The following is a 26338-nucleotide window of genomic DNA, read 5'->3' as shown; positions in this document are numbered from 1 at the left end:
GCGGCTCATCCCTTCTGGTCGCGGTCGGCCGGCGCCGGCCACCCGGCCGCGAGCCGGAACCGCGTGTCGTGCAGCAGCTCGGGCAGCGCCCGGGTGCGGCCGACGATCGGCAGGAAGTTGGCGTCCCCGGACCACCGGGGCACCACGTGCTGGTGCAGGTGCGCGGCGATGCCGGCGCCCGCGACGTCGCCCTGGTTCATGCCCAGGTTGAAGCCGTGCGGACCGCTCACCTCGCGCAGCACGCGCATCGCGGTGCGGGTCAGCTCCGCCACCTCGGCGACCTCGGCGTCGGTCAGGTCGGTGTAGTCGGCGACGTGCCGGTACGGGACGACCAGCACGTGCCCGCCGTTGTACGGGTAGAGGTTGAGCACGACGTACGCGACCTCGCCGCGTGCGACGACCAGCCCCTCCTCGTCGGAGAGCGACGGGATGCGGCAGAACGGGCAGCCGTCGCCGGCGCCGGAGCCCGACGGCTTGTTCTCGCCCCCGATGTACGCCATCCGGTGCGGGGTCCACAGCCGGCCGAAGCCGTCGGGCACGCCCGCGAGGGCGTGGTGACCGGCAACCGCGTCCTCCGCCGCCGCCCCGTGCGGGCCGGTCCCGTCGTGCTCGGTCACGCGCTCAGACCTGCGCGTGCTCGCGGACGGCGTCCACGACGCGCTGCACGGCCTCCGCCACGGGCACGCCGTTCTCCTGCCGGCCGTCGCGGTACCGGAACGACACCGCGCCCGCCTCCGCGTCCTCGCCGCCGGCGATCAGCACGAACGGGATCTTCTGCGTGCTCGCGTTGCGGATCTTCTTGCCGAACCGGTCGCTGGACCGGTCGAGCTCGGCGCGGATCCCCTGGGCACGCAGCTGGGCGACGACGTCCTCGAGGTACGGCTCGAACGGCTCCGCCACCGGGACCGCCAGCACCTGCACCGGCGCGAGCCAGGCCGGGAACGCGCCCGCGTAGTGCTCGGTCAGCACCGCGAAGAACCGCTCGATCGAGCCGAACAGCGCACGGTGGATCATCACCGGGCGCTGGCGGGTGCCGTCGGCGGCGGTGTACTCGAGCTCGAACCGCTCGGGCAGGTTGAAGTCGAGCTGGATCGTCGACATCTGCCACGTCCGGCCGATCGCGTCCCGCGCCTGCACGGAGATCTTCGGGCCGTAGAAGGCGGCGCCGCCCGGGTCCGGGACCAGCTCGAGGCCCGACTCGGTGGCGACCTGGCGCAGCGTCTCGGTCGCCTCCTCCCAGGCCGCGTCCTCGCCGACCGACTTCTCGGGGTTGCGGGTCGACAGCTCCAGGTAGAAGTCGTCGAGCCCGTAGTCCTTGAGCAGGTCGAGCACGAAGGTGAGCAGGCTGGTCAGCTCCCCCTTCATCTGCTCGCGGGTGCAGTAGATGTGCGCGTCGTCCTGCGTGAAGCCGCGGGCGCGGGTCAGGCCGTGCACCACGCCGGACTTCTCGTACCGGTAGACCGTGCCGAACTCGAACAGCCGCAGCGGCAGCTCGCGGTACGAGCGCCCGCGGGCGTCGAAGATCAGGTTGTGCATCGGGCAGTTCATCGGCTTGAGGTAGTAGTTCTGCCCCGCGCGCTTGATGTTGCCGTCGGCGTCCCGCTCCTCGTCCAGCTGCATGGGCGGGTACATGCCGTCGGCGTACCAGTCGAGGTGCCCCGAGATCTCGAACAGCTGCTGCTTGGTGATGTGCGGCGAGTTGACGAAGGAGTAGCCCGCCTCGACGTGCTTGCGCCGCGAGTACTCCTCCATCTCCATCCGGATGATGCCGCCCTTGGGGTGGAACACCGCCAGGCCGGAGCCGATCTCGTCCGGGAACGAGAACAGGTCGAGCTCGGCACCCAGCCGGCGGTGGTCGCGGCGCTCGGCCTCGGCGATCCGCTCCAGGTACGCCTTGAGCTCGTCCTTGGTCGGCCACGCGGTGCCGTAGATCCGCTGCAGCTGCGGGTTCTTCTCGGAGCCGCGCCAGTAGGCGGCGGCGGACCGGGTGAGCTGGAAGCCGTTGCCGAGCAGCTTGGTGCTGGGCAGGTGCGGGCCGCGGCACAGGTCCTGCCAGACGACCGTCTCCGTCTCCCGGCCCGCGCCGCGCACGTTCTGGTAGTAGGTGAGGCCGCCGGCCCCGACCTCGACGGAGGCGCCCTCGCCCGCGGTGTCGGCGGTGGACTTCAGGCCGATCAGCTCGAGCTTGTACGGCTCGTCCGCGGCGAGCGCGCGCGCCTCGTCGTCGGAGACCTCGACGCGGCGGAAGGTCTGCCCCTCGCGCACGATGCGGGTCATCACCTTCTCGAGCGCCTTGAGGTCCTCGGGCGTGAACGGGGTCTCCACGTCGAAGTCGTAGTAGAAGCCGTCGGTGACCGGCGGGCCGATGCCGAGCCGCGCCTTCGGGTTGACCTCCTGCACCGCCTGCGCGAGGACGTGCGCCGCGGAGTGCCGCAGGACGGCGAGGCCGTCGGGCGAGTCGATCGTGACGGCCTCGACCGCGGCCCCGTCCGGGAGCGGGCGGGACAGGTCCCGCAGCTCGCCGTCGACGCGGACGACCACGACGTCGCGGCGGGCGGAGAACAGGTCCGTGCCCGTCGTCCCCGCCTCGGCCGTGGTGCTGGTGCCGTCGACGGTGAGGGTGATGAGCTCGGGCACGTGCATGGTCTCCTCGGGTCGGGCCCGCGCCTCGCACGCGGGGTCCTCAGGCGATGCTACCGACCCGTCACGTGCACCCGTGCCGCCGTCACGTCGCGGCGCGCGCCCGGCGCCGCTCGCGGTACGCCGCGGCCTTGACCCGGTTGCCGCACTCCTCCATGCCGCACCACGCCCGGCGGTGCCCGCGGGAGCGGTCCAGGTACACCCGGGTGCACGCGGGTCTGCCGCACTCCTTGAGCTCGGCCGGGTCGGCGCTCGCGACGACCTCGATCACCGCGCGGGCGATCGAGGAGAGCGCCTGCGCCGCCGTGCCCGAGGCCGCGCGCCTGCCGTCGACGAGCATCGTCGTGGCCGGCGGGTCCGCCGCCGCCCGGTTCACCGCCGCGACGTCCTCCGCCCGGGCGGGGCGGCCCTGCAGTGCCGCGACCACGAGGCCGTAAGCGGACTCGCGCAGCGCGCGTGCGGCGTGCAGGTCCGCCGCCGAGCTCCCCGGTGGGCTGGTCACCGTCCCGCTCCCGACGAACCACGCGTCGAGCGCGCCGGGATCGACCAGCAGCTCCTCCGGCTCGGGGCTGCGCCGCCACTTGAGCGTCCCGACGAAGTCGAGGGCGGGATCACCGCTGACGAAGACGAACACGTCACCATCTTGACCGGTGACGCACGGGTACGCAACCGTGTCACCTGTCAGACCGGTGACGACACACCGGCACGCACCAGAAGAGGCGGCACGCATGATCACGACCGAGGAGTACTGCTACTTCGCCGACCGCGCCCTCGACGGCATGGCCGGGATCGTGGCGGCCCTGGGCGACGGGCTGAGCACCCGGCGCCCTGCGCTGCCCGGCGCCAACTCGCCCTACGGCCTGCTGACCCACTGCCTGGGCGTCGTCGAGGCGTGGGCCGGGCAGCTCGTGCACGGACGTCGGGTCGAACGCGACCGGGACGGCGAGTTCGAGGCGACGGGACCCGTCGCGCCGCTGCTCGCCCGGACGGCGGCGGTGCGTGCCCAGCTGGCGCTCGACGTGGCGGCGGCCGACCCCGGTGCGCCGCTGCGTTCGGCGCCGCCGGCCGCGTTCGAGGGTCCCGACCGCGAGCTGACCCAGGGCGCCGCCCTCATGCACGTCTACGAGGAGCTGGCCCAGCACCACGGTCAGATGCAGCAGATCCGGGACCTGCTCGTCTCCGGGACCGGGGTGCGGGCGTGATCGGCGACGACACGGCCTTCGAGGTCGACAGCGCGCGGCTGCGGGCCGGTACCGGGGTCAAGTGGGGGGCCGTGGACGACGACGTGCTGCCCGCGTGGGTGGCCGACATGGACTTCGCCGCACCGCAGGTCGTGCGGGACCGGGTCGCCGACGCGGTCGCCCGCAGCGACCTGGGCTACCCCTTCTGGCCGGAGGGCGACCCCGTGGTGCTCGCCTTCGAGCAGCGGATGCGCAGCCGCTACGACTGGTCCCCCGAACCCGGCCGGACCCGCGTCCTCACCGACGTGCTGCAGGTCCTGCAGGTGGTCGTGGAGCAGGCGACCGAACCCGGCGACGGCGTCGCGGTCCTGGTCCCGAGCTACCCACCGTTCCTGGCCGCCATCGAGCGCGCCGGCCGGCGGATCGTCCCCGTGGCGATGGTGGACGACGGCACGGGCTGGGCGTTCCAGGCGGACGGGCTCACCACCCGGCTCGGCGACGCGGGCGTCCGGCTCCTCGTCCTGGTCAACCCGCACAACCCGACCGGTCGCGTGCTCACCCGCGCGGAGCTGCGCACCCTGGCCGACGTGGCCGAGGAGCTGGACCTGGTCGTCCTGTCGGACGAGATCCACGCCGACCTCACCTACGACCGGCACGAGCACGTGCCGTTCGCGTCGCTCGGCCCCGGTGCCGCGGCCCGGACGATCACGACCACGTCGGCGACGAAGGCGTTCAACATCGCGGGACTGCGGTGCGCCGTGGTGCACGTCGGGCACCCCCGCGTCCGTGCCCGGCTCGATGCGCAGCCCCTCGACATCTTCGGCACCCCGAGCACCCTGGGACGGATCGCGACGGTCGCGGCCTGGCGGGAGTCGGAGGACTGGCTGGACCGCCTGCGGGTCGTCCTGCACGCCAACCGGGCCCGCCTGGTCGAGTGGGCGGCCGACCGCCCCGGCATCAGGTTCCACGCCCCGGAGGCGACGTACCTGGCCTGGCTCGACCTGTCCCGCACCGCGTTGCGCGCGGACGACCCGGCGGACGACGTCCTGCGGCTCGGGCGGGCGCGGCTGAGCCCGGGCGCGGAGTTCGCGCAGCACACCGCCGTGGACACCCGGGCGTTCGCGCGGCTGAACTTCGCCACCGGCCCGACGCAGCTCGCCGCACTGCTGGACCGGGTCGACCGCGCGGTCGCCGCGGCGGCACGCGGGGAGTGACACGCGACGAAGGCCCCTCGCCTGCTGCGCAGGTGAGGGGCCTTCGGCTCGGGTGGGCGATACTGGGTTCGAACCAGTGACCTCTTCGGTGTGAACGAAGCGCGCTACCACTGCGCCAATCGCCCGGCAGGTGAAGACAATACCCGACCGGTGCGCGCGGCCGAAATCGGCGCCGGCGCCGCCGGCCGCTGCGCGCGAGTACCGCTCCACGAGCGGGATCCGCGGCGGTCCGGGCGTGTCGGGCCTACGACGGTCACCGGCATCGGCGCAGGCCGCGGACCGATGAGGGGTCCTACCGGGTGAAAGTCGCCGCGGGACCTCGGTCCCGGAGACTTCGGCTGTCATGATGGTCGTCTCGCGTGATGTGTGTGAAGGAGGATGCAGTGGCCCAGCGCTCGTACGACGTCGTCGAGTCCGTCGCCATGCAGCTCATCAGCTCCGATGCCAGCGTGCTGCCGGTCACCGCGGAGCTGTCGTACCGCGTGAGCGATCCGTACACGGTGCGTGCCGTGTTCACCAGCCCGCAGTCCACGTCGGTGTGGCTGCTCGGACGTGAGCTCCTGCTCCAGGGCATGCTCGCGGACGCCGAGGACCCCGCCGGGTGCGGGGACGTCCAGGTGTGGCGGGACGAGGACCCCCTGTTCACCCTGATCTCGCTCACCGGCATCGAGGGCAGCGCGCTGCTCGCCTCGCCGTCCGAGCCGCTCGAGCGGTTCCTCACGGCGACCGAGCAGCTCGTCGCTCTCGGTACCGAGAGCGACCGCATGGAAGGCGAGATCGCGGCCCTCATCGCCGCGCTCCTCACCGCCTGACCCCTGCCGCCCGGCCCTCACGGGTCGGGGTCGGCTCCCGCGCGCTCGGCGAACAGGCGCGCCACCTCCGCGGACAACGGCCCCGGCGCCACCGGCGCCCCGTCCAGGACGTGCACCCCGGCGAAGCCGCGCAGCGACCCGCTCAGCGCGAGGTGGGCAGCGCCCGCGACGACCTCGTCCAGCACCGCCCAGGGCAGCTCCCCCGGCGCCGCCTCGCGCACCGGCAGGCCCGCGGCGCCGGCCCACTCCAGCACGAGCGCCCGCGTCACGCCCGGCAGGCAGCCCGACGCCGGTCCGGGCGTCAGCAGCTCGCCGCCGCGCTCGACGAACACGTTGGACCCCGTCCCCTCGCAGAGGTCGCCGTGGGTGTTCGCGAGCACGGCCTCGTTGCCTCCGGCCCGGGTCGCGGCCGCCAGCGCGAGGACGTCGGCGGCGTAGGACGTCGACTTGTGCCCCGCCAGCGGCGACCGCTCGTTGCGCACCCAGCCGACGCGCACCACGTGGGCCGGGCCGCGCACGGGGGCGGGGCCGGCGGTGACCACGAGCGTCGGCGCCACCGCGCCCGGAGCGCCTGGCGTCGCCGTGATCCGCAGCCGTCGGGCGCCCGGGTCGGCGGCCAGCACCGCCGCGACGCCGGCACGGACCTCGTCCCGGTCGACCGCCGGCAGGCCCAGCCCGTCGAGCGACGTCGCCATCCGGTCCAGGTGGCGGGTGAGGGCGAACGCGCGGCCGTCCGCCACCGCGCAGGTCTCGAAGACGCCGAGCCCCGTCGTCAGACCGGGGTCCAGCGCCGTGACCAGCGGCTCGGCGGGGTCGCGCAGCCGTCCCCCGGCCCAGACGGTCGTCACGCTGCTCACGGTGGCCAGTCTCCCACCGGCTCCCCCGACGCCAGCGCGACGAGGCGGCGCGCCTTCAGCTCGGTCTCCCGCCACTCCGCCGCGGCGTCGCTCCCCCACGTGATCCCGGCGCCCGTGCCGAACCGCAGCACGCCGTCCCGCCACGCGAACGTGCGGATGCCGACCGCGAGCTCCGCGCGCAGCCCGCCCGCCGCGTCGACGTCGACCCAGCCGATCGCGCCGCAGTAGGGTCCGCGGGCCACCGCCTCGAGCCGCGCGATCAGGTCGAGCGCCGACGACTTGGGCGCACCGGACACGGACCCGGGCGGGTACGTCGCCTCGAGCAGCCGCGCCCACAGGTCCGCCCCGTCCCGCACCCCGGCGGCGAGGCGCCCGCGCACCGTGGACACCAGGTGCACGAGCCCCGGGTGCTCCTCGACGCCCAGCAGGGTGGTCACCTCGACCGTCCCCGGCTCGCACACCCGCTGCAGGTCGTTGCGCACCAGGTCGGTGATCATCACGTTCTCGGCGCGGTCCTTCCCCGACAGGCCGGCGGCGGTCGTCGCGGTGCCCTTGATCGGCGCGGACGTCACCCAGCCGTCCTCGACGCGCAGGAACAGCTCGGGCGACGCCGTCACCACCCACACCGGTGGCAGCGGTCCCCCGGCCGGCACGTGCACGCCGCCGGCGTAGGGCGCCGGGTTCCCGGCCGCCAGCGCGGCGCCCAGCGCCCGGGCGGACGGCTCACGGCCGTCGCGTCCCGGCAGCGGCGCAGCCAGCACCCGGCAGAGGTTCGCCTGGTAGACCACGCCCTCACGGACGGCCGCCCGGACCTCCTCCACCGCGCCGGTATACGCCGCCTCGTCCATCGACGACGTCCAGGACGCCGGGTCCGGGCCGCGCCACGGCGCGGGGCGCGGCGCGCCGGCGTCAGGTTCCGCCCGGGCGAACCGCCACGCGGCCACCGGCCCGTCGAAGTCCCCCACCAGCACCCAGTGCCCGGGTTCTCGCAGGCGCCAGGGCTCCCGCGCGACGTCCGGCACGTGCGCGACCGGGTCGCGCAGCACCCGGCCGGCGAACCAGGCGGCACCGTCGGCACCGTCCGCACCGTCCGCGCTGCCCGCACCGCCGGGGGCGACCGGCGCGACCGGCCGGGCGGACATCTCGGGCGAGGGCGTCGGCACCCCGTCACCGTAGTCAGCGCAGGTCCTCGTCGGGGGCGTGCCCGGTCGTCCCGACCCGGCGATCCGCGTGATCATGCGGGACTTCCGACCCACAGGGAGGCGATTGGACGGCCGCGTCCGGCGTCGGCTAATGTTCTCAACGCACCGCGGAACGCCGGGTAACAACCGGCTGAACGAGGCGCGCGGACGTGGCTCAGTGGTAGAGCATCACCTTGCCAAGGTGAGGGTCGCGGGTTCGAATCCCGTCGTCCGCTCGGAGGCAGACACTCCCGGCCGACCTTCATCGGTCGCTGAGGACTGAGGTCTCAGGGTGGAGTGGCCGAGAGGCGAGGCAGCGGCCTGCAAAGCCGTATACGTGGGTTCGAATCCCATCTCCACCTCGTAGCACCATGGGCGATTGGCGCAGCGGTAGCGCGCTTCCCTGACACGGAAGAGGTCACTGGTTCGATCCCAGTATCGCCCACCAGCAAGGCCCCAGGTCATCGACCTGGGGCCTTCGTCGTGTCCCCGGCCCTCGGTCCGGCCCGACACCGCTTGACCCTGACGCCGCGTCAACCCGCCATGCTGGGTCGCACCTCGCAGGACGGAAGGACGCACCATGGTCACCGCCACCACGACACCGAGCTGGACCGGCATGGTCCCGGTCGACGACACGGCTCTGGCCGTCACCGACTCGCGGGGTCCCGGGAACCCGGTGATCTACCTCAACGGCCAGTTCGCGACCCAGGGGTACTGGCGGCGGGTCGTCGCCGAGCTCGGACCGGGCTGGCGGCACATCACCTACGACGAGCGGGCCCGGGGGCGCAGGTCCGGACGTTCGGCGGACTACTCGTTCGCGGCCGCCGTCCGTGACGTCGGTGCCGTGCTCGACGCCCGAGGTGTCGGCCGGGCGCTGGTGGTCGGCTGGTCGTACGGCGCCTTCGTCGCCGCGCACTGGGCGAGCCGCAACCCGGACCGGACGATCGGCGCCGTCCTGGTCGACGGGGCACAGCCGCACGACTGGCTCACGGACGACATGGAGCAGGGGATCCGGACGGTCTTCCGTCGCCTGCACCCGCTGATCGTGCCCCTGCGCGTGACGGGCCTCGTGCCGCGCATGACCGCCTCGGAGATGTCCGGGTGCAACATCGAGGTCGGCAGGCTCGCGCGAGAGCGGGCACTGGGTCCGGTGCTGGACCGGATCACCGTCCCGACCCGGTACGTCCTCGCCTCCGGGAGCTCGTTCGGGAGCAGAGGGGACGGGCAGGAGACGATCCGTGCCAGCGTGCCCGCGGTGGCCGAGCGCAACCCGCACATCACGATCCACGCGAAGGTCGCGAGCGGTCACGGGGCGATCCTGCGCAAGGACTTCCGCACGGTCGCCGAGGCGGTCCGCGGCGTCACGGGCTGAGGCACCCTGGGGCCATGCTCACGATCAGCCAGCTGGCCTCCTACGCCGGGGTGACGGTGCGGACAGTGCGGCACTATCACCAGATCGGGCTGCTCGCCGAGCCCGAGCGCGACCACTCCGGTTACCGCCGCTACGACGCAGCCGCCGTCGTGCGGCTGATCCGGATCCGCGTGCTGGCGGACGCAGGCGTGCCCCTGGCCCGGGTGCAGGAGCTCCTCGTCGCCGGCCCGGACGAGTTCACCCGAGGCGTCGAGGAGATCGACAAGGCCTTGCGCGCCGACATCCGTCGCCTCCGGAGGAACCGCGAGCGGATCGCCAGGCTCGCCGCCGGCGATCACCTGGCTCTCCCCCAGGTCGTCCTGGACTACCTGGACCGGCTGCGCGGGCTCGGCGTCGGCAAGGGCTACCTCGAGCTCGAGCGGGACGCGTGGATCATGCTCGCCCCGCAGATCCCGCTCGACCTCGAGTCCGTGATCGCCGAGAAGAACCGGCAGCTGGACGAGGACCCCGACATGACCCGGCTCTACCTCCTCCTCGGCGCCGTGTCGCAGTCCTCGGCCGACGACCCGCGGGTGGTCGAGCTCGCCGACATGGTCGAGCACATCCGGATCCGCGCGGTGCAGCGCGGTGACGTGGAGATCGGCGACCCCGACCCGTCGGACCCGTTCGTCGTCCTGCTGGACGCGGCCATGGCCGAGTCCACGCCGGTCGCCCGACGGCTGCTGGCGATCCTCGAGCAGCGCGGGTGGCGCGGCTGGACGCAGGCTCGAACGCGTCCCGGAGGAGCGGATCCCCCGGGATCGCTGACCCCCCACCCCCGGCCCCACCCCCGCAGGGTCGCGCATCGCCGCCGACAGCCGGACCGCCGCCCACCGCCGCCCACCGCCGCCCACCGACGCCCACCGACGCCCGCTGCCCCCAGCGTCCCCCCGCGCGGGTGAGCCGGTCCTCGCCGTCGGAGCGGGACAGTGGCCGTCCCGGCACCGCTCGAGGAGGACGGCCATGACGACGTTCACCGCCTGGAAGTTCGACACCCCGGAGGGGGCGGAGAAGGCGCTCGGCGCCCTGCGCGCCGCTCAGGACGACGGCCTGGTCACGGTCGTCGACTCGGCGGTCGTGAGCTGGCCGCCGGGCGAGAAGCGCCCGGAGCTGCACCACGAGCACGACGCCGGCAAGCGCAAGGCCGGCTGGGGGGCCCTGTGGGGGTTCCTCGTGGGCGGCCTGTTCTTCGCGCCGCTGCTCGGCGCGGCGGCGGGCGCCGGCATCGGCGCCATCGCGAAGTCCGTCGAGGGCGTCGGCATCGACGAGGCCGACCTGCACAAGCTCCGCGACGAGACGACCGAGGGCACGTCGCTGCTGCTGGCCGTGACCCAGGACGGGAACCTGGACCGGCTCGGCGAGCGGTTCCACGGGCTCGGGTCGCGCCTGGTCTCCACCAACCTCACCGAGGCGGAGCGCGACCTGCTGCTCGAGACGTTCGGCTGAGCGGCGCAGGTGACCGGTCCCGTGACGGGCACCGCGCCCGAGGCCCCGCCCCGGGCCGTCCGCCGGCGCGCCGCGCACCTCTACGGGCTGGTGGTCGCCGGCTCGGTGCTGGCGGCCGCCCCGGAGGACCTCGGGCTCGCCCGGATCGCCACCGTGGTCGCCGGGACGCTCGTCGTGTACTGGGCGGCCGAGTCGTACGCCCACTGGATCGCCCTGCGCACGCACGAGGGACGGCCGCTGCACCCCGACGAGCGGCGGGAGGTGCTCGTCGACGGGCTGCCGATGGTGGCGGCCTGCCTCGTGCCCGTCCTGGTGCTGCTGGCCGAGGCGCTCCTGCACGTGCCGACCGGTGCCGGCGTGCGCGTGGCGCTGGCGGCCAACGTCGTGCTGCTGGTCCTCGTCGGCTGGCGCATGAGCACGACCGGCGGCGTGCGCGGCCTCTCCCGCGTGCTGTCGGCCGCCGGGACCGGGCTGCTCGGCGTCGCGATGGTCGTGCTGAAGTACACGCTCCTGCACTGACCCTCAGGGCAGCAGGCCGAGTGCCCTCCCGCGGGCCACCGCGGCGCGCCGCGTGGGGACGTCGAGCTTGCGGTACAGCGACTTCAGGTGCGCCTTCACCGTGTTGACCGACACCACCAGCTCGTCGGCGATCTCGGCGTTGCTCGCCATCGTCGGCAGGGCGGCCAGCACCGTCAGCTCCCGGTCGGTGAGCGCCACCGGCAGGGGCTCCGGCTCCGTCGCCGGCGCGGGCGCCCGCAGGTGGGCGGCGACCTCGGTGGCCAGCAGGTCGGACCGGGCCGGCAGCACCCGCGACAGGGCGGCGCGCGCGCCGGGACCGGTGCCGGCGACGAAGGGCCGGACCAGCCGCTCGGGCCCGGCGACCGCGAGCGCGCTGCGGACCAGGTCCTCGGCGAGCCGGGCGGCGTGCCGCTGCTCCGCGACCTCCGCGAGCAGCAGCAGGGCCTCCGTCTCGGTGAGCGGGTCGGCCAGGTCGGTCGCCCAGCCCGCCGCCACGCGCGCGTGCCGCCGGGTCGCGAGCAGGTCGCCCCGTGCCAGCGCACGTCGCCCCGCGACCAGCGCCTCGAGCGGCGAGGCGATCCGGCCCACGCCGGTCGCCGTGGCGGCGCTCGGCGCCTCGGGTCCGGTGACGGCCTCCAGCTCCACCTCGCCGCGCAGCCGGAGGGCCGCGACCAGCGCCGGCATCGGGCCGTCGGCGCGCCCGGCGGCCGTCGCCGACCCGGCCGCACGTACCCGACCGCGGGACAGCGCGATCAGGACCTGGACCGCGTGCAGGGCTGCCCCGCACACCGGCTCCGCGCCCGCCTCGGACGCGGCGAACCCGTACGCGACGGCGCGGTCCGCGTCGGCCCACCGTCCGCGGAGCAGGGCCACCCAGGCGAGCGCGGTGTACGCCGGGCGGACGTAGGAGTACGAGGTCCAGCCGGACGCGGTGGCCAGGTCGACGGCCGCCCGCGCCTCCCGCTCGGCCGCGTCGAGACGACCGAGCGCCGCGTGCGCGAGACCCAGGTTCGCCCGGGCGCTGAGCGACGTGAGGTCGACGACCCCCGGCTCCTCCGCCACCGAGGCCGCCAGCTCCCCGCGAGCCGCGCCGGCGTCCCCGCGCCAGAGCAGCGCCGTGCCGCGCAGCTCGTGCGCGCTGCGCAGGTAGCCCCCGAACGCCGGGAAGGGCCACTCGACGCGCGCCAGCTGCTCCGTGGCGGCCGTGGCGGCGCGCTCCTGGACGACGACGTCGCCCAGCCCCCGCGCCGACGCGGCGTCGAGCAGCTCCGTCAGCACGTCGGCCGCGGTGGGTGGCGCAGTCGCGTGCGCCTGGAGCGACCGGGCCCGCGCCACGTGCGCCTGGCACGCGGGGTAGGCGTGGTCCGTCAGCGCCAGCGCGGCCGCGCACAGCTCGGACCACTCCCCCGTGGCCACCTCGTCGTACGGCATCCGCACCAGCGCCTCCCGCACCGCCTCCCGCCCGGGGCCGACGAGCAGCGGTGCCGCGGCCTCCGCGAGCACGCGGCCCATCAGGTCCCAGCGCTCGGCCTCGGCGGCGTGGTCCAGGGCCGCCACGGGATCGCCGTGCCGCAGCAGCCACCGCGCGGCGCAGGCGTGGGCGTCCTGGTGGCTCGCGGGGTCCCGCACGCGCAGGGTGGCGTGCAGGATCTCCCGCAGCAGCGGGTGGTACCGCAGGGCGGCGCTGTCCGCCTGCACCGGGGCGACGAAGTCGTGGGCGGCCGCGAGCGCGTCGTGCAGCCGGCCGGGCGCCGCGCTCGGGCTGAGCGCCCGGGCCAGCTCGGGGCTGAAGGTCGGGACCACGCTGGAGCGCAGCAGGAAGGACCGGACGGCAGGCGGCTGGCGGTCGACGACCTCGTCCATCAGGTACGCGGCGACCGCGCGGTCGTCCGCGAGCGCCTCGACCGGTCCCGCGTCGTCGGCACCCGCCTGCACGCGGGCGAACCGGCCGAGCGCGAGTCGCACGCCGGTGGGCCAGCCCCGGGTGCGCTCGAGGACCAGGTGCGCCTCCTGCGGGGAGACCTCGACGCCCTCGAGGTCCGCGAGCGCCCGGATGTCGGCCGTCGTGAAGGCGAGGTCCTCCGCGGCGAGGTACGTGGTCCCGCCGCGGGAGAACGGCGGCTCGGCCCGGCCGACCACGATCAGCCGCAGCGGGACCTCGGCGGCGAGGAGGTCGCGCACCGTCGCGACGACCGTGCGGTGGTGCACCGCGTCGAGGTCGTCCAGGACGAGGGTGGCGGGCGCCGGGAGGGCCGCCAGGCCGCGGACCCAGCGCGCGACGAACGCGGGCGTGCTGGTCGGGGGTACCCGGAGGCGGGCGAGGTCGTGCTCGGGCGGGACGGCGCCGCTCCTGCGCAGGGCGTCGAGGACCCGGCTCATGAGCGTCTGCGGCACGGTGTCGTGCGGCTCGAGGGCGATCCACGCCACCGGGTCGGGCTGCGCGGCGGCCCAGGACGCCACGGCGGTGGTCTTGCCCCAGCCCGCGCCCGCCGAGACGACCGTCAGTCGGTCGCGGGGGCCGGCGTCCAGCAGGTGGTCCAGCGTGGGTCGCTGCACGGTCCGGGCAGGCGGGGGCCTCAGGAGGCGTTGCTCCGTGCTCCCGGCCGGGCGCCGCGAGCCCCGCCCTCCAGCCGGTGGCTCGCGCAGCTCCCGTCCGGGGCTCCGCACCGGGAGGCCCATGCGGGCAACGTATACCCGTGCCGCTCCGGGGACGAGGGCGGCCGCTACCCGGCGGGGGTGATGCCCCGTGCCCCGCGTGGCAGCAGCGTGGACCCGGGACGCGAGGTGCGTCCCCGGCCCGGAGGGCCGCGCGCACCGCGAGGGGGCTGGCGTGGAGACCACGACCGACGAGCTGAACGTCCTGGAGATGGGGCCGGTCGACTACATCGTCATCGAGTTCCCGGAGAACCGCCTGGACGGCACCGCGTTCCCGTTGCTGCTGGACCTGGTGGAGCGCGGCGTCGTGCGCGTGCTCGACCTGGCGTTCGTGGCGAAGGCGGAGGACGGCACCGTCGCCGGGCTGGAGCTGCGGGACCTGGACGCGACGGGCGACTTCGACCTGACCGTGCTGGAGGGTGCCTCCTCCGGTCTGCTCGGGGACGACGACCTGGCCGAGGCCGCGGGTGCGCTGGCACCCGGGACCGCTGCCGGCGTGCTCGTCTACGAGAACACCTGGGCGGCGCCGTTCGCCACGGCGCTGCGGCGCGGCGGCGGTCAGCTCGTCGCGAGCGGTCGCATCCCGGTGCAGGCGCTGATCGCCGCGCTCGACGCGGCCGAGGGCGACCGACCCGGCACCTGACGGCACACCCACGAACCGAGGAGGACCGACATGCCAGGACTGCTGCGAGGAGTCGCGAGGACTGCCGTCGTCGCCGGGACCGCGACCGCGGTCTCCGGTCGGGTGCAGCGCCGTCAGCAGGGGCGCTGGGCCGCGCAGGAGGCGCAGACGGCGTACCAGCAGCCGCCGCCCCAGCAGGCGTACGCGCCGCCGGCGCCCGCCGAGCAGGCGGGCGGCGTCGTGGACGTGCGCCTCGACCAGCTCCGGCAGCTCGCGGAGCTGCGGGACCAGGGCGTGCTGACGCCCGCCGAGTTCGAGGCGCAGAAGGCGCGGATCCTCGCGTCCTGAGGTCGCCGTGAGGCGCCGTGCAGCGGGCCGCGTGCGTGCCGGTGCTAGCCGGCCGCCGCGGCCTTCCGCATGCGCAGGGTGTTCGCCGCGCCCAGGAGGCCGGCCGCGAGCGGGACGAGCAGCGCCGCCTGGAGCGCCCGGGGGCGCACCTCGGTGTTGATCCGCACCACCTCGGCCGCCGCGGCGGGCGGCTCGTCCGCGAGCAGGGCCGTGAGCGCGGTCGTGCTCATCAGCTCGGCGTCCTCGTCGAGCACCTGCGCCACGCGCTCCTGGTCCTCCGGGGCGAGCACGTCGCTCGCGGCGGCCTGGGCGGTGAACCCGGCGCTGAGGGTGCCGAGGAGGACGGCACCGGCGAGGGCCAGCCCGAACGACAGCCCGAACGACCCGGCGGCCGAGTTCACGCCGGCCGCCTCGCTCACCCGCTCCTCGGACACCGGTGACAGCGTGTAGTCGTTGAGCTGGGACACCAGGAGGCCCAGCCCGCAGCCCGCCACCAGCAGCGGCGGAGCGAGCGCCCAGCCGGACGCCGCGCGCGGGACGACCGGCAGCAGGACGGCGATCCCCACGACGAGCAGGCCGAAGCCTGCGGCGACCACGCGGTGCTGCGGCCACCGCCCGGGCAGCCTGCCCATCGCCACGGCGGTGCCGAACATGCTCAGCGACAGGGGTGCCAGCGACAGCCCGGCCGCCATGGCGTCGTACTCGAGCACCATCTGCAGGTAGATCGGCAGCGCGATCATGGCCCCGCCCAGGGCGATCTGCTGCAGCAGCTGCTGGGACACCCCGACGCGGAACCGCAGGGCCCGGAACAGCGCGGGGTCGATCAGCACGGGCCGGCCGAGCCGGTCCCGGCGGACCAGCCACCGCGCGAGCGCGACGAGGGCGACCACGCCGACCACGAGCAGGACGCCGACCGCCTCACCCCCCTCCTGCCAGGCGAGCACGCCGAGGACGACGCCCCCCATCCCGCCGGCCGAGAGCAGGGCGCCCACCACGTCCACGTGCCTGGACCCCGTGTAGGGCACGTCGTGCACCAGGCGGATGCCGGACAGCACCACGCCGATGACGACCACCTCGAGGGCGAACGCCACCCGCCACGACAGGTACGTCGTGATGAACCCGCCGAGCAGCGGGCCGACCGCGGCGGCGATCGCGGCGGCGGCTCCGACCATCGCGTACACCTGCTTCTGGGCGGCCCCCGCGAAGTTGCCGTGCACCAGCGACTGCATGGCCGGCAGCAGGAGGGACGCCCCGAGACCGCCGACGACCGCCCACAGCACGAGGACCGCGGTCAGGCTCTGCGCGAACGTCATCGCGGCCGCCCCGACGGCGTAGCCCAGCAGGCCGAGCACGTACGCCCGCCTGCGTCCGATGAGGTCGCCGGTCTTGCTGCCGACCAGGATGAAGGCCGCGGACACCAGCGCCTCGAGCGCGATCGCCGACTGCACCCCGCTCACCGTGGTCCCGAGGTCGCGGACCACGGCCGAGATCGACACGTTCATCAGCGAGGTGTCGACCACCAGCACGAACATGGCGAGCGCGAGCAGCACCGCGAGGCGGCGCTCCGTGCGGCCGAGCGTGCGGGGCGCGGCGGTCACGTCCGGCGGGCCCGGCCCACGGCGCGGACCACGGCGCGGGCGACCTCCGCGCACACCAGGTAGCCCGCCGCCGCCAGCAGGCACGCGCCCCACTGCCCCGGGGCCAGGTCCGTGGTGCCGAAGAGCCGCTGCAGGATCGGCACCGACGTCACCAGGACCGTGAGCCCCAGCACGACGAGCACCAGCGTCACGAACCGGCCGTTGGCCACCGTCTCGTGGCTGATCACGCTGCGCCGCTCGTCCCGCCAGCTCGCCGCGGCGACGACGTGCGCCAGCGACGCCGCGGTCAGGCCCATGGTCGTCGCCACCAGCAGCCCGTACCGCGGCTCGGCCCAGGCGACGACGAGCACGGTCGCGACCGCGATGATCAGCCCGTCGAGCAGCAGGCGCGCGCCGAGCGCGCGGCCGAGGACCGGGGCGTCGGGCGCACGCGGCCGGCGGCGCATCAGGTCCCCCGCCGCCGCGTCGAAGCCGAGCCCGACGGCGAGCACGACGTCGATCGCGAAGTTGATCCACAGGATCTGCAGCGGGGACAGCGGGACGCCGTCGGCGATCGCGAAGATCCCGGCCCCGACGAACGTGAGGATGAACCCCACCAGGACCACCATCTGGAACCGGACGTACTTCATCAGGTTCTCGTAGAGCCCGCGCCCGCGCTCGACCGCGGTCACGATCGTCGCGAAGTTGTCGTCGGTCAGGATCATCTCGGCGGCGTCCTTGGTCACCTCCGTGCCGGTGATGCCCATCGCCACCCCGATGTCGGCCCGGGTGAGCGCCGGCGCGTCGTTGACGCCGTCGCCCGTCATCGCCACGACCTCCCCCCGGCGCTTCAGCACGTCCACCAGGCGCACCTTGTCCGCCGGCGCGACGCGGGCGACCACCCCGATGCCGTCGACCTCCGCCTCCAGCCGCTCGTCGGGCAGCGCCGCGAACTCGGCTCCGGTGAGCGCCCGTCCCTCGATGCCCAGCTGCGCGGCGATCGCGGCGGCCGTCGTGGCGTGGTCACCGGTGATCATCCGCACCCGGATGCCCGCCGCCTTGCACTCCGCGATCGCGGTGGCGGCCTCCCGGCGCGGCGGGTCGACGATGCCGACCAGCGCCAGCAGGTCCAGACCCGTCACCAGGTCCAGCAGGTCGGCGGCCTGCTCGAGCGCGGCCGGCTCCAGGTCCCGCTCCGCCAGCGCCAGCACCCGCATGCCCTCCCCCGCGAGCGCGTCGTTCTCCGCCACGACCCGGGTGCGGGCGTCGTCCAGCGGCCGGCTCACCCCGTCGACGTCCCGGTACCGCGCGGCCCGCGCGAGCAGCACGTCCGGGGCGCCCTTCACGTAGCACCGGACGACGGTGCGGCCGTCGACCGCGACCCGGTGGAAGGTCGCCATCAGCTTGTAGGCGGTGTCGAACGGCACCTCCGCCACGCGGGGGAACGCGAGCCGGGTCTCCTCGACGTCCAGCCCGCCCTTGGCCGCGAGCACGACGAGCGCGCCCTCGGTCGGGTCGCCGACGCAGACCCCGTCGCGGATGACCGCGTCGCTCGCCAGCGCCATCGGCAGCAGGAACGGCTCCAGGCGCACGTCCGGGCCACCACCGGTCGCCAGGATCCGCCCGGTCGTGGCGTACCCCTCGCCGTCGACGCCGAACCGGCGCCCCGCGAGCACCAGCCGACGGGCGGTCATCTGGTTCAGGGTCAGGGTTCCGGTCTTGTCCGAGCAGATCGCCGACGTGGCGCCGAGCGTCTCCACGGACCGCAGCCGCTTGACGATCGCACCCGCGCCCGCGAGGTCGCGCGTCCCCATCGACAGCAGCATCGTCACCACCGCGGGCAGCCCGGTCGGGATCGCCGCGATCGCCAGGCTGATGCCGACCAGGAACAGCGTGTCGAAGTCCTCGCCGCGGGCCAGGCCCAGCAGCACGACCGCCACCAGGGCGACCGCGGCCATCAGGGTGATGACGACCGTGAGCCGGTCCAGCTGCCGGGTCAGCGGGGTCTCGTCCTGCTCCACGGCGCTGAGCATCCCGGAGATGTGCCCGACCTCGGTGCCCATCCCCGTGCCGGTGACGACCATCTCCCCGCGGCCCCGCGTCACCTGCGAGTTCATGTACGCGACGTCGACCCGGTCGCCCAGCGCGACGTCGGGACCCGGCACCGGCTCCACGGACTTGGGCACCGGCGTGCTCTCGCCGGTCAGCCCGGCCTCCTCGATCTCCAGCGACGCCGCCACGATCAGCCGGCCGTCCGCCGGGACCTTGTCCCCCGCCTCGAACCCGACGACGTCGCCCGGCACCAGCTCCTCCGCGGGGATCTGCACCAGCACCCCGTCCCGCCGCACACGTGCGGTCATGATCAGCATCTGCCGCAGGGCCGCGACGCTCTCGGCGGCCTTGCCCTCCTGGTGCAGCCCCATCAGCGCGTTCAGCACCGTGAGACCGAGCACCACCAGCCCCGTCGACAGGTCGCGCAGCGCCACCACGCTGACCACCGCCGCCCCGACCAGCACCAGCTGCATCAGGTCGGCATACTGCCGCAGGAACGCGCGCCAGTGCGGCTCGGGCTGCTCGGCCGCGAGCGCGTTCGGGCCGTACTGCTGGAGCCGCTCCGCCGCCTCGCGCGCCGTCAGCCCCCGCGCGGGATCGACCGCGAACGCCTCGCAGACCTGGGCCACCGAGGCCGCGTACCACTCCCGTGCCGGCGCCTGAGTCGTCGTCATGTCCTCGCTCCGCGTGTCGCCCCACCCTGACTCCACCGTCGCGTCGGCGCCCCGGAGGCGCCCTACCCGCTGCGGGTAGACGCCCTGCTCCCGCGCGTTCTCACCCCTCCCGGGTGAGGGTCCGCCGCGCCGGGGCGAGGACCGTGGTGCCGTCGGCGCGACGTCGCCGGCACGACACGGAGGTGGCGCGGTGGACTCGTTCTGGGACTGGTTCTGGCTGATGGTCTGGTGGTTCGTGTTCGTGACGTACCTGGTGCTGCTGTGGCACATCTGCGGCGACCTGTTCCGCGACCGCCGGCTCGGCGGCTTCGCCAAGGCGCTCTGGATCGTCGCGCTCGTCGTGCTGCCCTACCTGTCCGTGCTCGTCTACGTCATCGCCCGCGGCAAGGGCATGGCCGAGCGCCAGGGCGCAGCGGTCGCGCAGGCGCGGCAGGCGACCGACGACTACATCCGGGCGACCGCGGGCCGCTCCCCCGCCGACGAGATCGCGAACGCCAAGTCCCTGCTCGACCAGGGCGCGATCACCCCGGAGGAGTTCGGCTCGCTCAAGCAGCGCGCGCTGGCCGGATGACGACAGAGGCGCCACCCCTCGGCACGCGGGAGGAGCGGGCCGCCCGCGGCCGGGGGGCGCGGACGTCCCGGCCCCGGTCCGGCCTGGCGGACGTCGCCACGCGGCCCGCCGGGGCGGACCCCGTGGAGCTCCTCGTCGAGCAGGGCCGCTCGCGCGTCACCGAGCTGCTGCCGCTGCGGTACGGCCGGATGTCGGCGTCACCGTTCGGGTTCTACCGCGGCAGCGCCCTGATCATGGCGCGCGACCTCGCCGCGCTGCCCGACAGCGGGCTGGTGGTCCAGCTCTGCGGCGACGCGCACCTCGCCAACTTCGGGCTCTACGCCAGCCCCGAGCGGAACCTGCTGTTCGACGTGAACGACTTCGACGAGACCGCGGCCGGGCCGTTCGAGTGGGACGTCCAGCGCCTGGTCGCCAGCGTGGAGCTCGCCGCCCGGCACACCGGGGTGCGGCGCAGCACCCGGCGCACCCTGGTCACGAGCGCCGCCCGGGCCTACCGCGAGGCGGTCCGCGACCTGGCCGGACGCCGGACCCTGGAGGTCTGGTACGCCCGCCCGGACGTCGACGTCCTGCTCGACGAGTACGCCCGGCCCGCCGGTGCCGGGGCGGTCCGCCGGGCGCGCGGCGCGGTCGACAAGGCCCTGCGCCGCGACCAGGCCAACGCCCTGACCCGGCTCACCGAGGTGCGCGACGGGGTGCGGCGGTTCGTCCCCGACCCGCCGCTGCTGCGGACCGCCGTCGACCTGCTCGACGCCCAGGGTGCCGCGACGTTCACCGCCGGGATGCGCGACCTGCTGCGGCACTACCGCCGGACGCTGCCGTCCGACCGCCGGCGCCTGCTCGACCGGTACCGGCTGGTCGACGTCGCGCGGAAGGTGGTCGGGGTCGGCAGCGTCGGCACCCGGGCCTTCGTGCTGCTCATGCAGGGCGACGACCCCGACGACGCCCTCGTGCTGCAGGCCAAGGAGGCGCAGGCGTCCGTGCTGGACACGGCCCGCGGCATCGTCCGGCGCGGGCAGCACGGCCGCCGCGTGGTCGAGGGCCAGCGGTTGATGCAGTCCGCGTCCGACATGCTCCTGGGCTGGCAGCGCACCGCGGGCCTGGACGGGCTCGCGCGCGACTACTACGTCCGCCAGCTGCGGGACTGGAAGGGCTCCCTGACCCCCGACGCGATGCGCCCCGAGGGCCTGGCCGCCTACGCGCGCGTCTGCGCCTGGACGCTCGCCCGCGCGCACGCCCGGTCCGGCGACCGCGTCGCCGTCGCCGCGTACCTCGGCAGCGGCGACCGGGCGGACGTGGCGTTCGCCGACTTCGCCGGCGCGTACGCCGACCGCGCCGAGGCCGACCACGCGCTGCTCGCGGCGGCCGTGGCGTCCGGCCGCCTCCCCGCCGAGAGCGGCTGAGGCGGCCCGCGCCGGGTCCGGCTACGCGCCGGCCGGACCGTCCTCGGGTGCCTCGTCCCGCGTCGGCGCCTCGCCGTCGTGGTCGTCGGGCAGCGGGTCGGGGTCGACGCCCAGGCTCGGCAGGTCGGGCTGCTGCGGGTCGAAGCTGTCGGGGAGCTCTTCGGTCATGCCACCACCGTCGCACCGTGCCGTGGCGCGCGCACGTGGTGGCGCGGGTCCGGTCCGGCGCGGGTCCGGTCCGGCGTGGCCCAGCCCGGCGGGGCTCAGCCCAGGAGGCCGGCCAGCACGCGGTGCGCGTCCGACGCCGCCGGCACCGGCAGCTCGACCGCGGCGTCCCCGGCGCGCAGCGTCACGACCGCGACGTCCCGGTACACCGGGTGCGTGCGCGTCGCGACGTCCGTGAGCCGGTCCAGCGGCACGACCAGCCGCGACTCCGAGTGCACCGGTGTGCGACCCCGGACCAGCCAGGCCCGGCGCCCGAACACCTGCAGCTCCCGGCCCTCCGACGCGATCACGGCCGCCTGCACGGTCATCGGGCGCAGCAGGTGCATCAGCCCGGCCGGGCCGCCGCCTGCCGGGGCCACCGTCTGCCGCGGGTGCGCCGCCAGCGCCTTCAGCCCCGGCTCGCGGTCGGCGACCTCGCGGTACGCGGACACCAGGCCGATCTCCTTCTCCCCCAGGGCCCGGCGGTCGAGGCGAGCCGTCCCCGGCGTGCGGACCGTCGGGTCGCGGGGCGCCGGGTCGCCCGTCGCCGGGACCGGCCACGCCAGGACCCGCAGCAGGTCGACGAACCGCTCGACCACGTCGGTCGAGGACCCGTTGTACCGGACCGACACCGGGGTGCCGCTGAGCGCGTGCACCGTCAGCCGGCCGTCCAGCAGGTCGACGCTCGTGCCCACCGCGGCCACCCGGTCGTACGGGACCTCGAGCACGTCGTAGCGCCGGGCCGCGCTGCCCTGCGCCGGGGCGGGGCGGCGTCCCGTGGGGGTCGTCACCCGGCTCAGCGCCGTGAACCGGTCCGGCCCCAGGACCAGCAGGTGGTCGTAGAGGTCCATGTCGGGGGTCGCGTCCCGCCGGGCGATGTCGCGCGGCACCTTCAGCACCAGGCGGCTGGCGGCCATGTCCAGCGGGTGGTCCCGGTACAGCGGCGGGACGTCCTCGGGGGTCCGGACCGGGTCGACCCACGGGCCGAACGCGTCGTACTCGGGCGTCGACGGCGCGTCCCCGCCCGCTCCACCGTCGGGGCGCCGCCGCACCGCAGCCTCGTCCATCACCAGCACCTCCCCGCGCCGAGCGTCCGTCCGGACGGCCCTGTCCTCAGGATGCACCTGTCCACCGGGCGGCACCACAGCCCCGGTGCTCCCGCCCGATCGGCTCGACGTCGCGGCGTGCCGGTGGCGACCCTTTCCGACGGTCAGCGTTCGAGGACCCACCCGGGTCGGCGCGGGTCGTCCACCCGGACCACCACGTCGGCCGTCCCCTCCGGGTCCGTCTCCACGCGGTACCGGTCCTCCGCCGCGAGCCGCCAGGTCTCGTCCGGCGGCGTCAGCCTGGCCAGCGTCCCCGGGCGCACCGCGAGGTGCACCGCGAGATCGGCCGGCAGCCAGCGCCCGAGGAGCAGGCCCCCGTCCAGGAGCAGCACCGTCCCGGGGGCCGTGCCCGTCCGCTCGGCACGAGCCGACCGTTCCCGCTCCGCGTCCCACAGCGCCGGCAGGTAGCGGCCGTCGCCGCCGGGCCCGAGCGGGTCCAGCACCTCACGGATCAGCGCGCCGGTGTCGAGCGCGTCGTCGAGCAGCGCGTCCGGGTCCTCGCGCCCGTGCTCCCACCGCACCCCGGCCGGGCGCAGGAAGTCGCCCGCCGACACCCGGACCGCCGCGTGCCCCCGCACGCGCAGCGGCTCCACCAGCGCGTCGGCGAGCGCCCCCGGCCGGGTGGGCGGCGCGCCGTCGACCAGCACCCGCCACCGGCGGTCCTCGCCGGCGTCGGCGGCCGCCGCGAGACCCGCGAGCACGCGATCCACCAGCCGCTCGACGAGCACCTCAGGGGTCACCGGCTCGACACGCACCACGACAGTCTGCCGCGTCGGCAGCGGTGCCCGGTCAGCCCTGCGACGTGACGACGCCCTTGATGAACGCCGCCTGCCCCGCGTGCTCCAGCACGTCACCGAGGACGCTCACCAGGCGCACCCCGACCGTGACCGGCGGGTCCCAGCGCTCGTCGACCACCCGCGCCAGGTCCTCGTCCTGCAGACGCGCCAGGTACGCGTCCGTCGCTGCGCGCGTGGCGTCCGCGTACGCACGGAGCAGGTCGGCGCCCGTACGCACCTGCCCCACCTCGTCGGGGCTCTGCCCGTAGCCCGTCGCGTCGGCGTCGAACGGCAGGTCCAGCTTCTCCGCGAACCCCTGCGCCGTCCACACCTGCTCCGTCCCGGCCAGGTCGGCGACCTGCGCGTCCTCGACCCGGGCCAGGTGCCAGACCAGCCAGGCGACCGTGTTCGCCTCCGGACCGAGCCGCGTCGTCAGCTCCCGCTCCCCCGCCCCGTCCAGCACCCCGTGCACCAGGTCCCCGACCCGGCCGAACCCGTCCTGCAGCACCTCGACCCCGTTCACACCTGCTCCTTCACCGGCCGCCCGTCGCGGCCACGTCGCGTGTTCACGTCCGCCTCGCACGCTATGCCGGGACACCGGCACGCGCGCGGCGGTGCGCCACCCCTCGACGCCAGCCGATTCTCACGGCGCCGGCCGACACCTCGGCCGGCGCCGCGAGAATCGGCTGGTGATGCCGCTGGCCCGGGATCGAGCCGGGACCGGCGTGCGTCCTCCCACGCCGCGTTGAGCCCGGTCACGGATGCCGCGGAGCATCCGGCTGCTCATGAGGGCGCTGACGGCGGAGACCGCCTCGACCAGAGCCCGCCCCGCCGGGGATCGCCCGGAGTACCGCTCGCGCACGACCAGGCGGGTGGTTCCCGCGACCGGACCGGGTCGGAGCACGAACGCCCAGGTGAAGTCGTAGGGCGCGGCCGCGGTCTCGCCGTCGGGGGCGACCCCGGCGAGCACGAGCGCGCGGCCCGGGTCGACGATGCGGACGTCGAGGGCCACCTGCGGGGCGAGGTGGACCTGGTCACCGACCTCGAGGTCCTGCCAGGCGGGGACGATCTGGTCGGCGCTGCGGATGTCCAGGCCGACGAGGTTCTCGAGGGCGTCGTAGGAGTAGAAGCCGCCGCGCCCCCAGCCGAGCTGCGCGAGCCACGGCCACACGTCGACGGGTGCCGCGTCCACGGTGATCGCCCGCGTGGCGGAGAGGTCGGAGAACGGGAGGACGTCGTCGCCGGGGAGGTCGAGCGCGAGCTCGACCTGCGTGGCGCCGAGGCGCATCACCCGGTGCCGCAGCACCAGGCCCCCGATCAGCAGACCCGCTCCGACCGTCAACCGCCGCGTGTGTCCCATGTCAGGCAACTCCACCAGGGCGTGGCCCCGACGACCAGGACCACAGGTCCCAGGGCGCGGCCCCCCCGACCAGGCCCGCAGGTCCCCGGCAGCCTCGGAGGAGAAGACCGCGCACCGACGCAGAGGGGCCCCGTAGCGCTCGGCTGCGGGGCCCCTCGTGTCGTACGTGACGCCGTGCGGGTCGGGCGTCATGCGTCAGGCGTCGGTGCGCCGGACCGGGTGCGTCAGGCGACGCGACCCGAGGCGTCGTCACCGATCTTGTGCACGATGATCGAGTTGGTCGACCCGACGACGCCGACCGGCGTGCCGGCGACGACGACGACGTAGTCGCCGACCTCGGCGAGACCCTGCGCGCGCAGGGTGGACTCGACCTGCTGGACCATGGCGTCGGTGTGCTCGACCTGCGGCACCTCGTAGGTCTGCGTGCCCCAGCTGAGCGACAGGGTGTTGCGGACGGACGCGGTCGGGGTGAACGCCAGCAGCGGGATCGACGACCGCAGGCGGGACATGCGCCGCGCGGAGTCACCGGACTGCGTGAAGGTCACGAGGTACTTCACGCCGAGGGTCTCGCCGATCTCGGCGGCCGCGCGGGTGATGGCACCACCGCGGGTGTGCGGGGTCGAGCCGAGCGGCGCGATGCGCTCCCGGCCGAGCTCCTCGGTCGCCTCGATGATCCGCGCCATGGTCCGCACGGTCTCGATCGGGTACTCGCCCACGCTGGTCTCGCCGGAGAGCATGACCGCGTCGGCACCGTCGAGCACCGCGTTGGCGCAGTCGGAGGTCTCGGCGCGGGTCGGGCGCGGGTTGTTGGTCATGGACTCGAGCACCTGGGTGGCGACGATGACCGGCTTGGCGTTGCGGCGGGCCAGCTCGACGGCGCGCTTCTGGACGAGCGGCACCTGCTCCAGCGGGAGCTCGACGCCGAGGTCGCCGCGGGCGACCATGATGCCGTCGAACGCGTCGACGATCTCGGCGAGGTTCTCGACGGCCTGCGGCTTCTCGATCTTGGCGATGACCGGGACGACCCGGCCCTCCTCCTCCATGATCCGGCGGACGTCGTCGTAGTCGGCGGCGTTGCGGACGAAGGACAGCGCGATGATGTCGGCGCCGGTGCGCAGCGCCCAGCGCAGGTCCTCCTCGTCCTTGTCGCTCATGGCGGGGACGGACACGGCGACGCCGGGCAGGTTGATGCCCTTGTTGTTGGACACGGGGCCGCCGACCTCGACGCGGGTGACCACGCGCGGGCCCTCGACGGCGGTGACGCGCACGAGCACGCGGCCGTCGTCGATGAGCAGCGGGTCGCCGACGCGGGCGTCGTCCGCCAGGCCCTTGTGGGTGGTGGAGACGAGCTCCTTGGTGCCGGGGACGTCCTCGGTGGTGATGGTGAAGGTGTCACCCTCGGCCAGGACGTGCTTGCCCTCGACGAACCGGCCCAGGCGGATCTTCGGGCCCTGCAGGTCGACCAGGACGGCGACGGAGCGGCCGGACGCCTTCGCGGCGGCGCGCACGTTGTCGTACACGCGCTTGTGCACCTCGGTCTCGCCGTGGCTGCGGTTCAGTCGGGCCACGTCCATGCCGGCGTCGACAAGGGCCTGGATCTGCTCGGCGGACTCCGTGGCGGGGCCGATGGTGCAGACGATCTTCGCTCTACGCATGGGGGAAAGCCTAGGCCTTTCGTGACAGACGGTTCGGACCGAACGTCCTGGTCGGCTCGGGGCTGCCCGTGACGAGG

The 26338-nt window shown here is 75.1% G+C and carries 25 protein-coding genes and 4 tRNA genes; 14 read left to right on the top strand and 15 right to left on the bottom strand.

Features of this window, described 5'->3' with window-relative positions; all coding sequences use genetic code 11:
* Positions 1-5: 5 nt before the first annotated feature.
* From ACWPWW_RS00980 to ACWPWW_RS00970, 3 genes are all read right to left on the bottom strand, one after another.
* Positions 6-617 carry an HIT family protein gene (locus ACWPWW_RS00980; protein ID WP_454048480.1) on the bottom strand — a complete coding sequence of 204 codons (612 nt, stop codon included), beginning with the start codon at positions 615-617 and terminating at the stop codon, positions 6-8.
* Positions 618-621: 4 nt separating this feature from the next.
* On the bottom strand, positions 622-2643 hold the full coding sequence (gene thrS, locus ACWPWW_RS00975; RefSeq protein ID WP_454048479.1) for a threonine--tRNA ligase: 2022 nt from the start codon (positions 2641-2643) through the stop codon (positions 622-624).
* Positions 2644-2725: 82 nt separating this feature from the next.
* The gene (locus tag ACWPWW_RS00970; protein ID WP_454048478.1) at positions 2726-3274 is read right to left on the bottom strand and encodes a CGNR zinc finger domain-containing protein; all 549 of its coding nucleotides are present in this window, start codon (positions 3272-3274) and stop codon (positions 2726-2728) included.
* A gap of 94 nt (positions 3275-3368) precedes the next feature.
* On the opposite strand from ACWPWW_RS00970, the gene ACWPWW_RS00965 reads away from it, so the two are divergent.
* Entirely contained in the window at positions 3369-3842 is a 474-nt protein-coding gene (locus ACWPWW_RS00965; protein ID WP_454048477.1) for a mycothiol transferase, read from the top strand.
* On the top strand, positions 3839-5035 hold the full coding sequence (locus tag ACWPWW_RS00960; RefSeq protein WP_454048476.1) for a MalY/PatB family protein: 1197 nt from the start codon (positions 3839-3841) through the stop codon (positions 5033-5035). Before ACWPWW_RS00965 ends, ACWPWW_RS00960 begins: the two co-directional genes overlap by 4 nt.
* 53 nt (positions 5036-5088) lie before the next feature.
* Here ACWPWW_RS00960 and ACWPWW_RS00955 read toward each other — a convergent pair.
* A tRNA-Val gene (locus ACWPWW_RS00955) sits at positions 5089-5160 on the bottom strand.
* Positions 5161-5418: 258 nt separating this feature from the next.
* Between ACWPWW_RS00955 and ACWPWW_RS00950 the strand changes: the two genes are divergently transcribed.
* A complete protein-coding gene (locus tag ACWPWW_RS00950; protein ID WP_454048475.1) occupies positions 5419-5847 on the top strand; it encodes an SsgA family sporulation/cell division regulator in 429 nt (142 codons plus the stop codon).
* A gap of 17 nt (positions 5848-5864) precedes the next feature.
* On the opposite strand, the gene ACWPWW_RS00945 is transcribed toward ACWPWW_RS00950, so the two are convergent.
* Positions 5865-6704, bottom strand: coding sequence for an aminotransferase class IV (locus tag ACWPWW_RS00945; protein WP_454048474.1), 840 nt, complete (start codon positions 6702-6704; stop codon positions 5865-5867).
* Complete coding sequence (locus ACWPWW_RS00940; protein WP_454048473.1) at positions 6701-7867, bottom strand: chorismate-binding protein; 1167 nt, start codon at positions 7865-7867, stop codon at positions 6701-6703. Before ACWPWW_RS00940 ends, ACWPWW_RS00945 begins: the two co-directional genes overlap by 4 nt.
* A gap of 182 nt (positions 7868-8049) precedes the next feature.
* On the opposite strand from ACWPWW_RS00940, the gene ACWPWW_RS00935 reads away from it, so the two are divergent.
* The 7 genes from ACWPWW_RS00935 (at position 8050) to ACWPWW_RS00905 (ending at position 11261) form a co-directional block, all read left to right on the top strand.
* Positions 8050-8121 (top strand) — tRNA-Gly (locus ACWPWW_RS00935).
* Positions 8122-8176: 55 nt separating this feature from the next.
* A tRNA-Cys gene (locus ACWPWW_RS00930) sits at positions 8177-8247 on the top strand.
* An 11-nt stretch (positions 8248-8258) separates the two neighbouring features.
* Positions 8259-8333: transfer RNA gene (locus tag ACWPWW_RS00925), tRNA-Val, on the top strand.
* Positions 8334-8465: 132 nt separating this feature from the next.
* On the top strand, positions 8466-9257 hold the full coding sequence (locus ACWPWW_RS00920; protein ID WP_454048472.1) for an alpha/beta fold hydrolase: 792 nt from the start codon (positions 8466-8468) through the stop codon (positions 9255-9257).
* A gap of 14 nt (positions 9258-9271) precedes the next feature.
* Positions 9272-10198, top strand: a complete 927-nt coding sequence (locus ACWPWW_RS00915) for a MerR family transcriptional regulator (protein WP_454048471.1) — start codon at positions 9272-9274, stop codon at positions 10196-10198.
* Positions 10199-10259: 61 nt separating this feature from the next.
* A complete protein-coding gene (locus ACWPWW_RS00910) occupies positions 10260-10742 on the top strand; it encodes a DUF1269 domain-containing protein (protein ID WP_454048470.1) in 483 nt (160 codons plus the stop codon).
* A 21-nt stretch (positions 10743-10763) separates the two neighbouring features.
* Positions 10764-11261, top strand: a complete 498-nt coding sequence (locus ACWPWW_RS00905; protein ID WP_454048469.1) for a hypothetical protein — start codon at positions 10764-10766, stop codon at positions 11259-11261.
* Between the two features lie 3 nt (positions 11262-11264).
* On the opposite strand, the gene ACWPWW_RS00900 is transcribed toward ACWPWW_RS00905, so the two are convergent.
* Positions 11265-13817 (bottom strand): LuxR C-terminal-related transcriptional regulator, encoded by a 2553-nt coding sequence (locus ACWPWW_RS00900; RefSeq protein WP_454048468.1) that lies wholly within the window; start codon positions 13815-13817, stop codon positions 11265-11267.
* Positions 13818-14091: 274 nt separating this feature from the next.
* On the opposite strand from ACWPWW_RS00900, the gene ACWPWW_RS00895 reads away from it, so the two are divergent.
* Complete coding sequence (locus tag ACWPWW_RS00895) at positions 14092-14559, top strand: DUF6325 family protein (protein WP_454048467.1); 468 nt, start codon at positions 14092-14094, stop codon at positions 14557-14559.
* 30 nt (positions 14560-14589) lie between these two features.
* Positions 14590-14886 (top strand): SHOCT domain-containing protein, encoded by a 297-nt coding sequence (locus ACWPWW_RS00890; protein ID WP_454048466.1) that lies wholly within the window; start codon positions 14590-14592, stop codon positions 14884-14886.
* A gap of 44 nt (positions 14887-14930) precedes the next feature.
* Here ACWPWW_RS00890 and ACWPWW_RS00885 read toward each other — a convergent pair whose 3' ends face one another.
* Together ACWPWW_RS00885 and ACWPWW_RS00880 are read right to left on the bottom strand one after the other, a co-directional pair.
* Complete coding sequence (locus tag ACWPWW_RS00885) at positions 14931-16418, bottom strand: MFS transporter (protein WP_454050371.1); 1488 nt, start codon at positions 16416-16418, stop codon at positions 14931-14933.
* A 62-nt stretch (positions 16419-16480) separates the two neighbouring features.
* On the bottom strand, positions 16481-19189 hold the full coding sequence (locus ACWPWW_RS00880; RefSeq protein WP_454048465.1) for a cation-translocating P-type ATPase: 2709 nt from the start codon (positions 19187-19189) through the stop codon (positions 16481-16483).
* Between the two features lie 190 nt (positions 19190-19379).
* Between ACWPWW_RS00880 and ACWPWW_RS00875 the strand changes: the two genes are divergently transcribed.
* Positions 19380-19760 carry an SHOCT domain-containing protein gene (locus ACWPWW_RS00875; protein ID WP_454048464.1) on the top strand — a complete coding sequence of 127 codons (381 nt, stop codon included), beginning with the start codon at positions 19380-19382 and terminating at the stop codon, positions 19758-19760.
* Between the two features lie 122 nt (positions 19761-19882).
* Positions 19883-21160 (top strand): DUF2252 domain-containing protein, encoded by a 1278-nt coding sequence (locus tag ACWPWW_RS00870; RefSeq protein WP_454048463.1) that lies wholly within the window; start codon positions 19883-19885, stop codon positions 21158-21160.
* A gap of 21 nt (positions 21161-21181) precedes the next feature.
* On the opposite strand, the gene ACWPWW_RS00865 is transcribed toward ACWPWW_RS00870, so the two are convergent.
* The 6 genes from ACWPWW_RS00865 to pyk all read right to left on the bottom strand — a co-directional run bounded on the left by ACWPWW_RS00865 (position 21182) and on the right by pyk (position 26261).
* Complete coding sequence (locus tag ACWPWW_RS00865; RefSeq protein WP_454048462.1) at positions 21182-21328, bottom strand: chromosome partitioning protein; 147 nt, start codon at positions 21326-21328, stop codon at positions 21182-21184.
* A 95-nt stretch (positions 21329-21423) separates the two neighbouring features.
* Positions 21424-22431, bottom strand: coding sequence for a hypothetical protein (locus ACWPWW_RS00860; RefSeq protein ID WP_454048461.1), 1008 nt, complete (start codon positions 22429-22431; stop codon positions 21424-21426).
* Positions 22432-22574: 143 nt separating this feature from the next.
* A complete protein-coding gene (locus ACWPWW_RS00855) occupies positions 22575-23225 on the bottom strand; it encodes a uridine kinase (RefSeq protein WP_454048460.1) in 651 nt (216 codons plus the stop codon).
* A gap of 34 nt (positions 23226-23259) precedes the next feature.
* Positions 23260-23769, bottom strand: a complete 510-nt coding sequence (locus ACWPWW_RS00850) for a mycothiol transferase (protein ID WP_454048459.1) — start codon at positions 23767-23769, stop codon at positions 23260-23262.
* Between the two features lie 120 nt (positions 23770-23889).
* Positions 23890-24606, bottom strand: coding sequence for an SRPBCC family protein (locus ACWPWW_RS00845; RefSeq protein WP_454048458.1), 717 nt, complete (start codon positions 24604-24606; stop codon positions 23890-23892).
* 224 nt (positions 24607-24830) lie between these two features.
* A complete protein-coding gene (pyk, locus tag ACWPWW_RS00840; protein ID WP_454048457.1) occupies positions 24831-26261 on the bottom strand; it encodes a pyruvate kinase in 1431 nt (476 codons plus the stop codon).
* Positions 26262-26338: the final 77 nt, after the last annotated feature.

The organism is Cellulomonas sp. Marseille-Q8402 (genome assembly GCF_965119525.1).
The sequence above is the reverse complement of the archived record's forward strand: the minus strand, read 5'-3'. Positions and strand labels throughout refer to the sequence as shown.

Coding starts and splice junctions, on each gene's coding strand:
- ACWPWW_RS00915 (WP_454048471.1), top strand. CDS start 9,272: ATGCTCACGATCAGCCAGCTGGCCTCCTACGCCGGGGTGACGGTGCGG.
- pyk (WP_454048457.1), bottom strand. CDS start 26,261: ATGCGTAGAGCGAAGATCGTCTGCACCATCGGCCCCGCCACGGAGTCC.
- ACWPWW_RS00920 (WP_454048472.1), top strand. CDS start 8,466: ATGGTCACCGCCACCACGACACCGAGCTGGACCGGCATGGTCCCGGTC.
- ACWPWW_RS00865 (WP_454048462.1), bottom strand. CDS start 21,328: ATGACCGAAGAGCTCCCCGACAGCTTCGACCCGCAGCAGCCCGACCTG.
- ACWPWW_RS00910 (WP_454048470.1), top strand. CDS start 10,260: ATGACGACGTTCACCGCCTGGAAGTTCGACACCCCGGAGGGGGCGGAG.
- ACWPWW_RS00965 (WP_454048477.1), top strand. CDS start 3,369: ATGATCACGACCGAGGAGTACTGCTACTTCGCCGACCGCGCCCTCGAC.
- thrS (WP_454048479.1), bottom strand. CDS start 2,643: ATGCACGTGCCCGAGCTCATCACCCTCACCGTCGACGGCACCAGCACC.
- ACWPWW_RS00890 (WP_454048466.1), top strand. CDS start 14,590: ATGCCAGGACTGCTGCGAGGAGTCGCGAGGACTGCCGTCGTCGCCGGG.
- ACWPWW_RS00860 (WP_454048461.1), bottom strand. CDS start 22,431: ATGGACGAGGCTGCGGTGCGGCGGCGCCCCGACGGTGGAGCGGGCGGG.
- ACWPWW_RS00885 (WP_454050371.1), bottom strand. CDS start 16,418: ATGTTCGTGCTGGTGGTCGACACCTCGCTGATGAACGTGTCGATCTCG.
- ACWPWW_RS00880 (WP_454048465.1), bottom strand. CDS start 19,189: ATGACGACGACTCAGGCGCCGGCACGGGAGTGGTACGCGGCCTCGGTG.
- ACWPWW_RS00845 (WP_454048458.1), bottom strand. CDS start 24,606: ATGGGACACACGCGGCGGTTGACGGTCGGAGCGGGTCTGCTGATCGGG.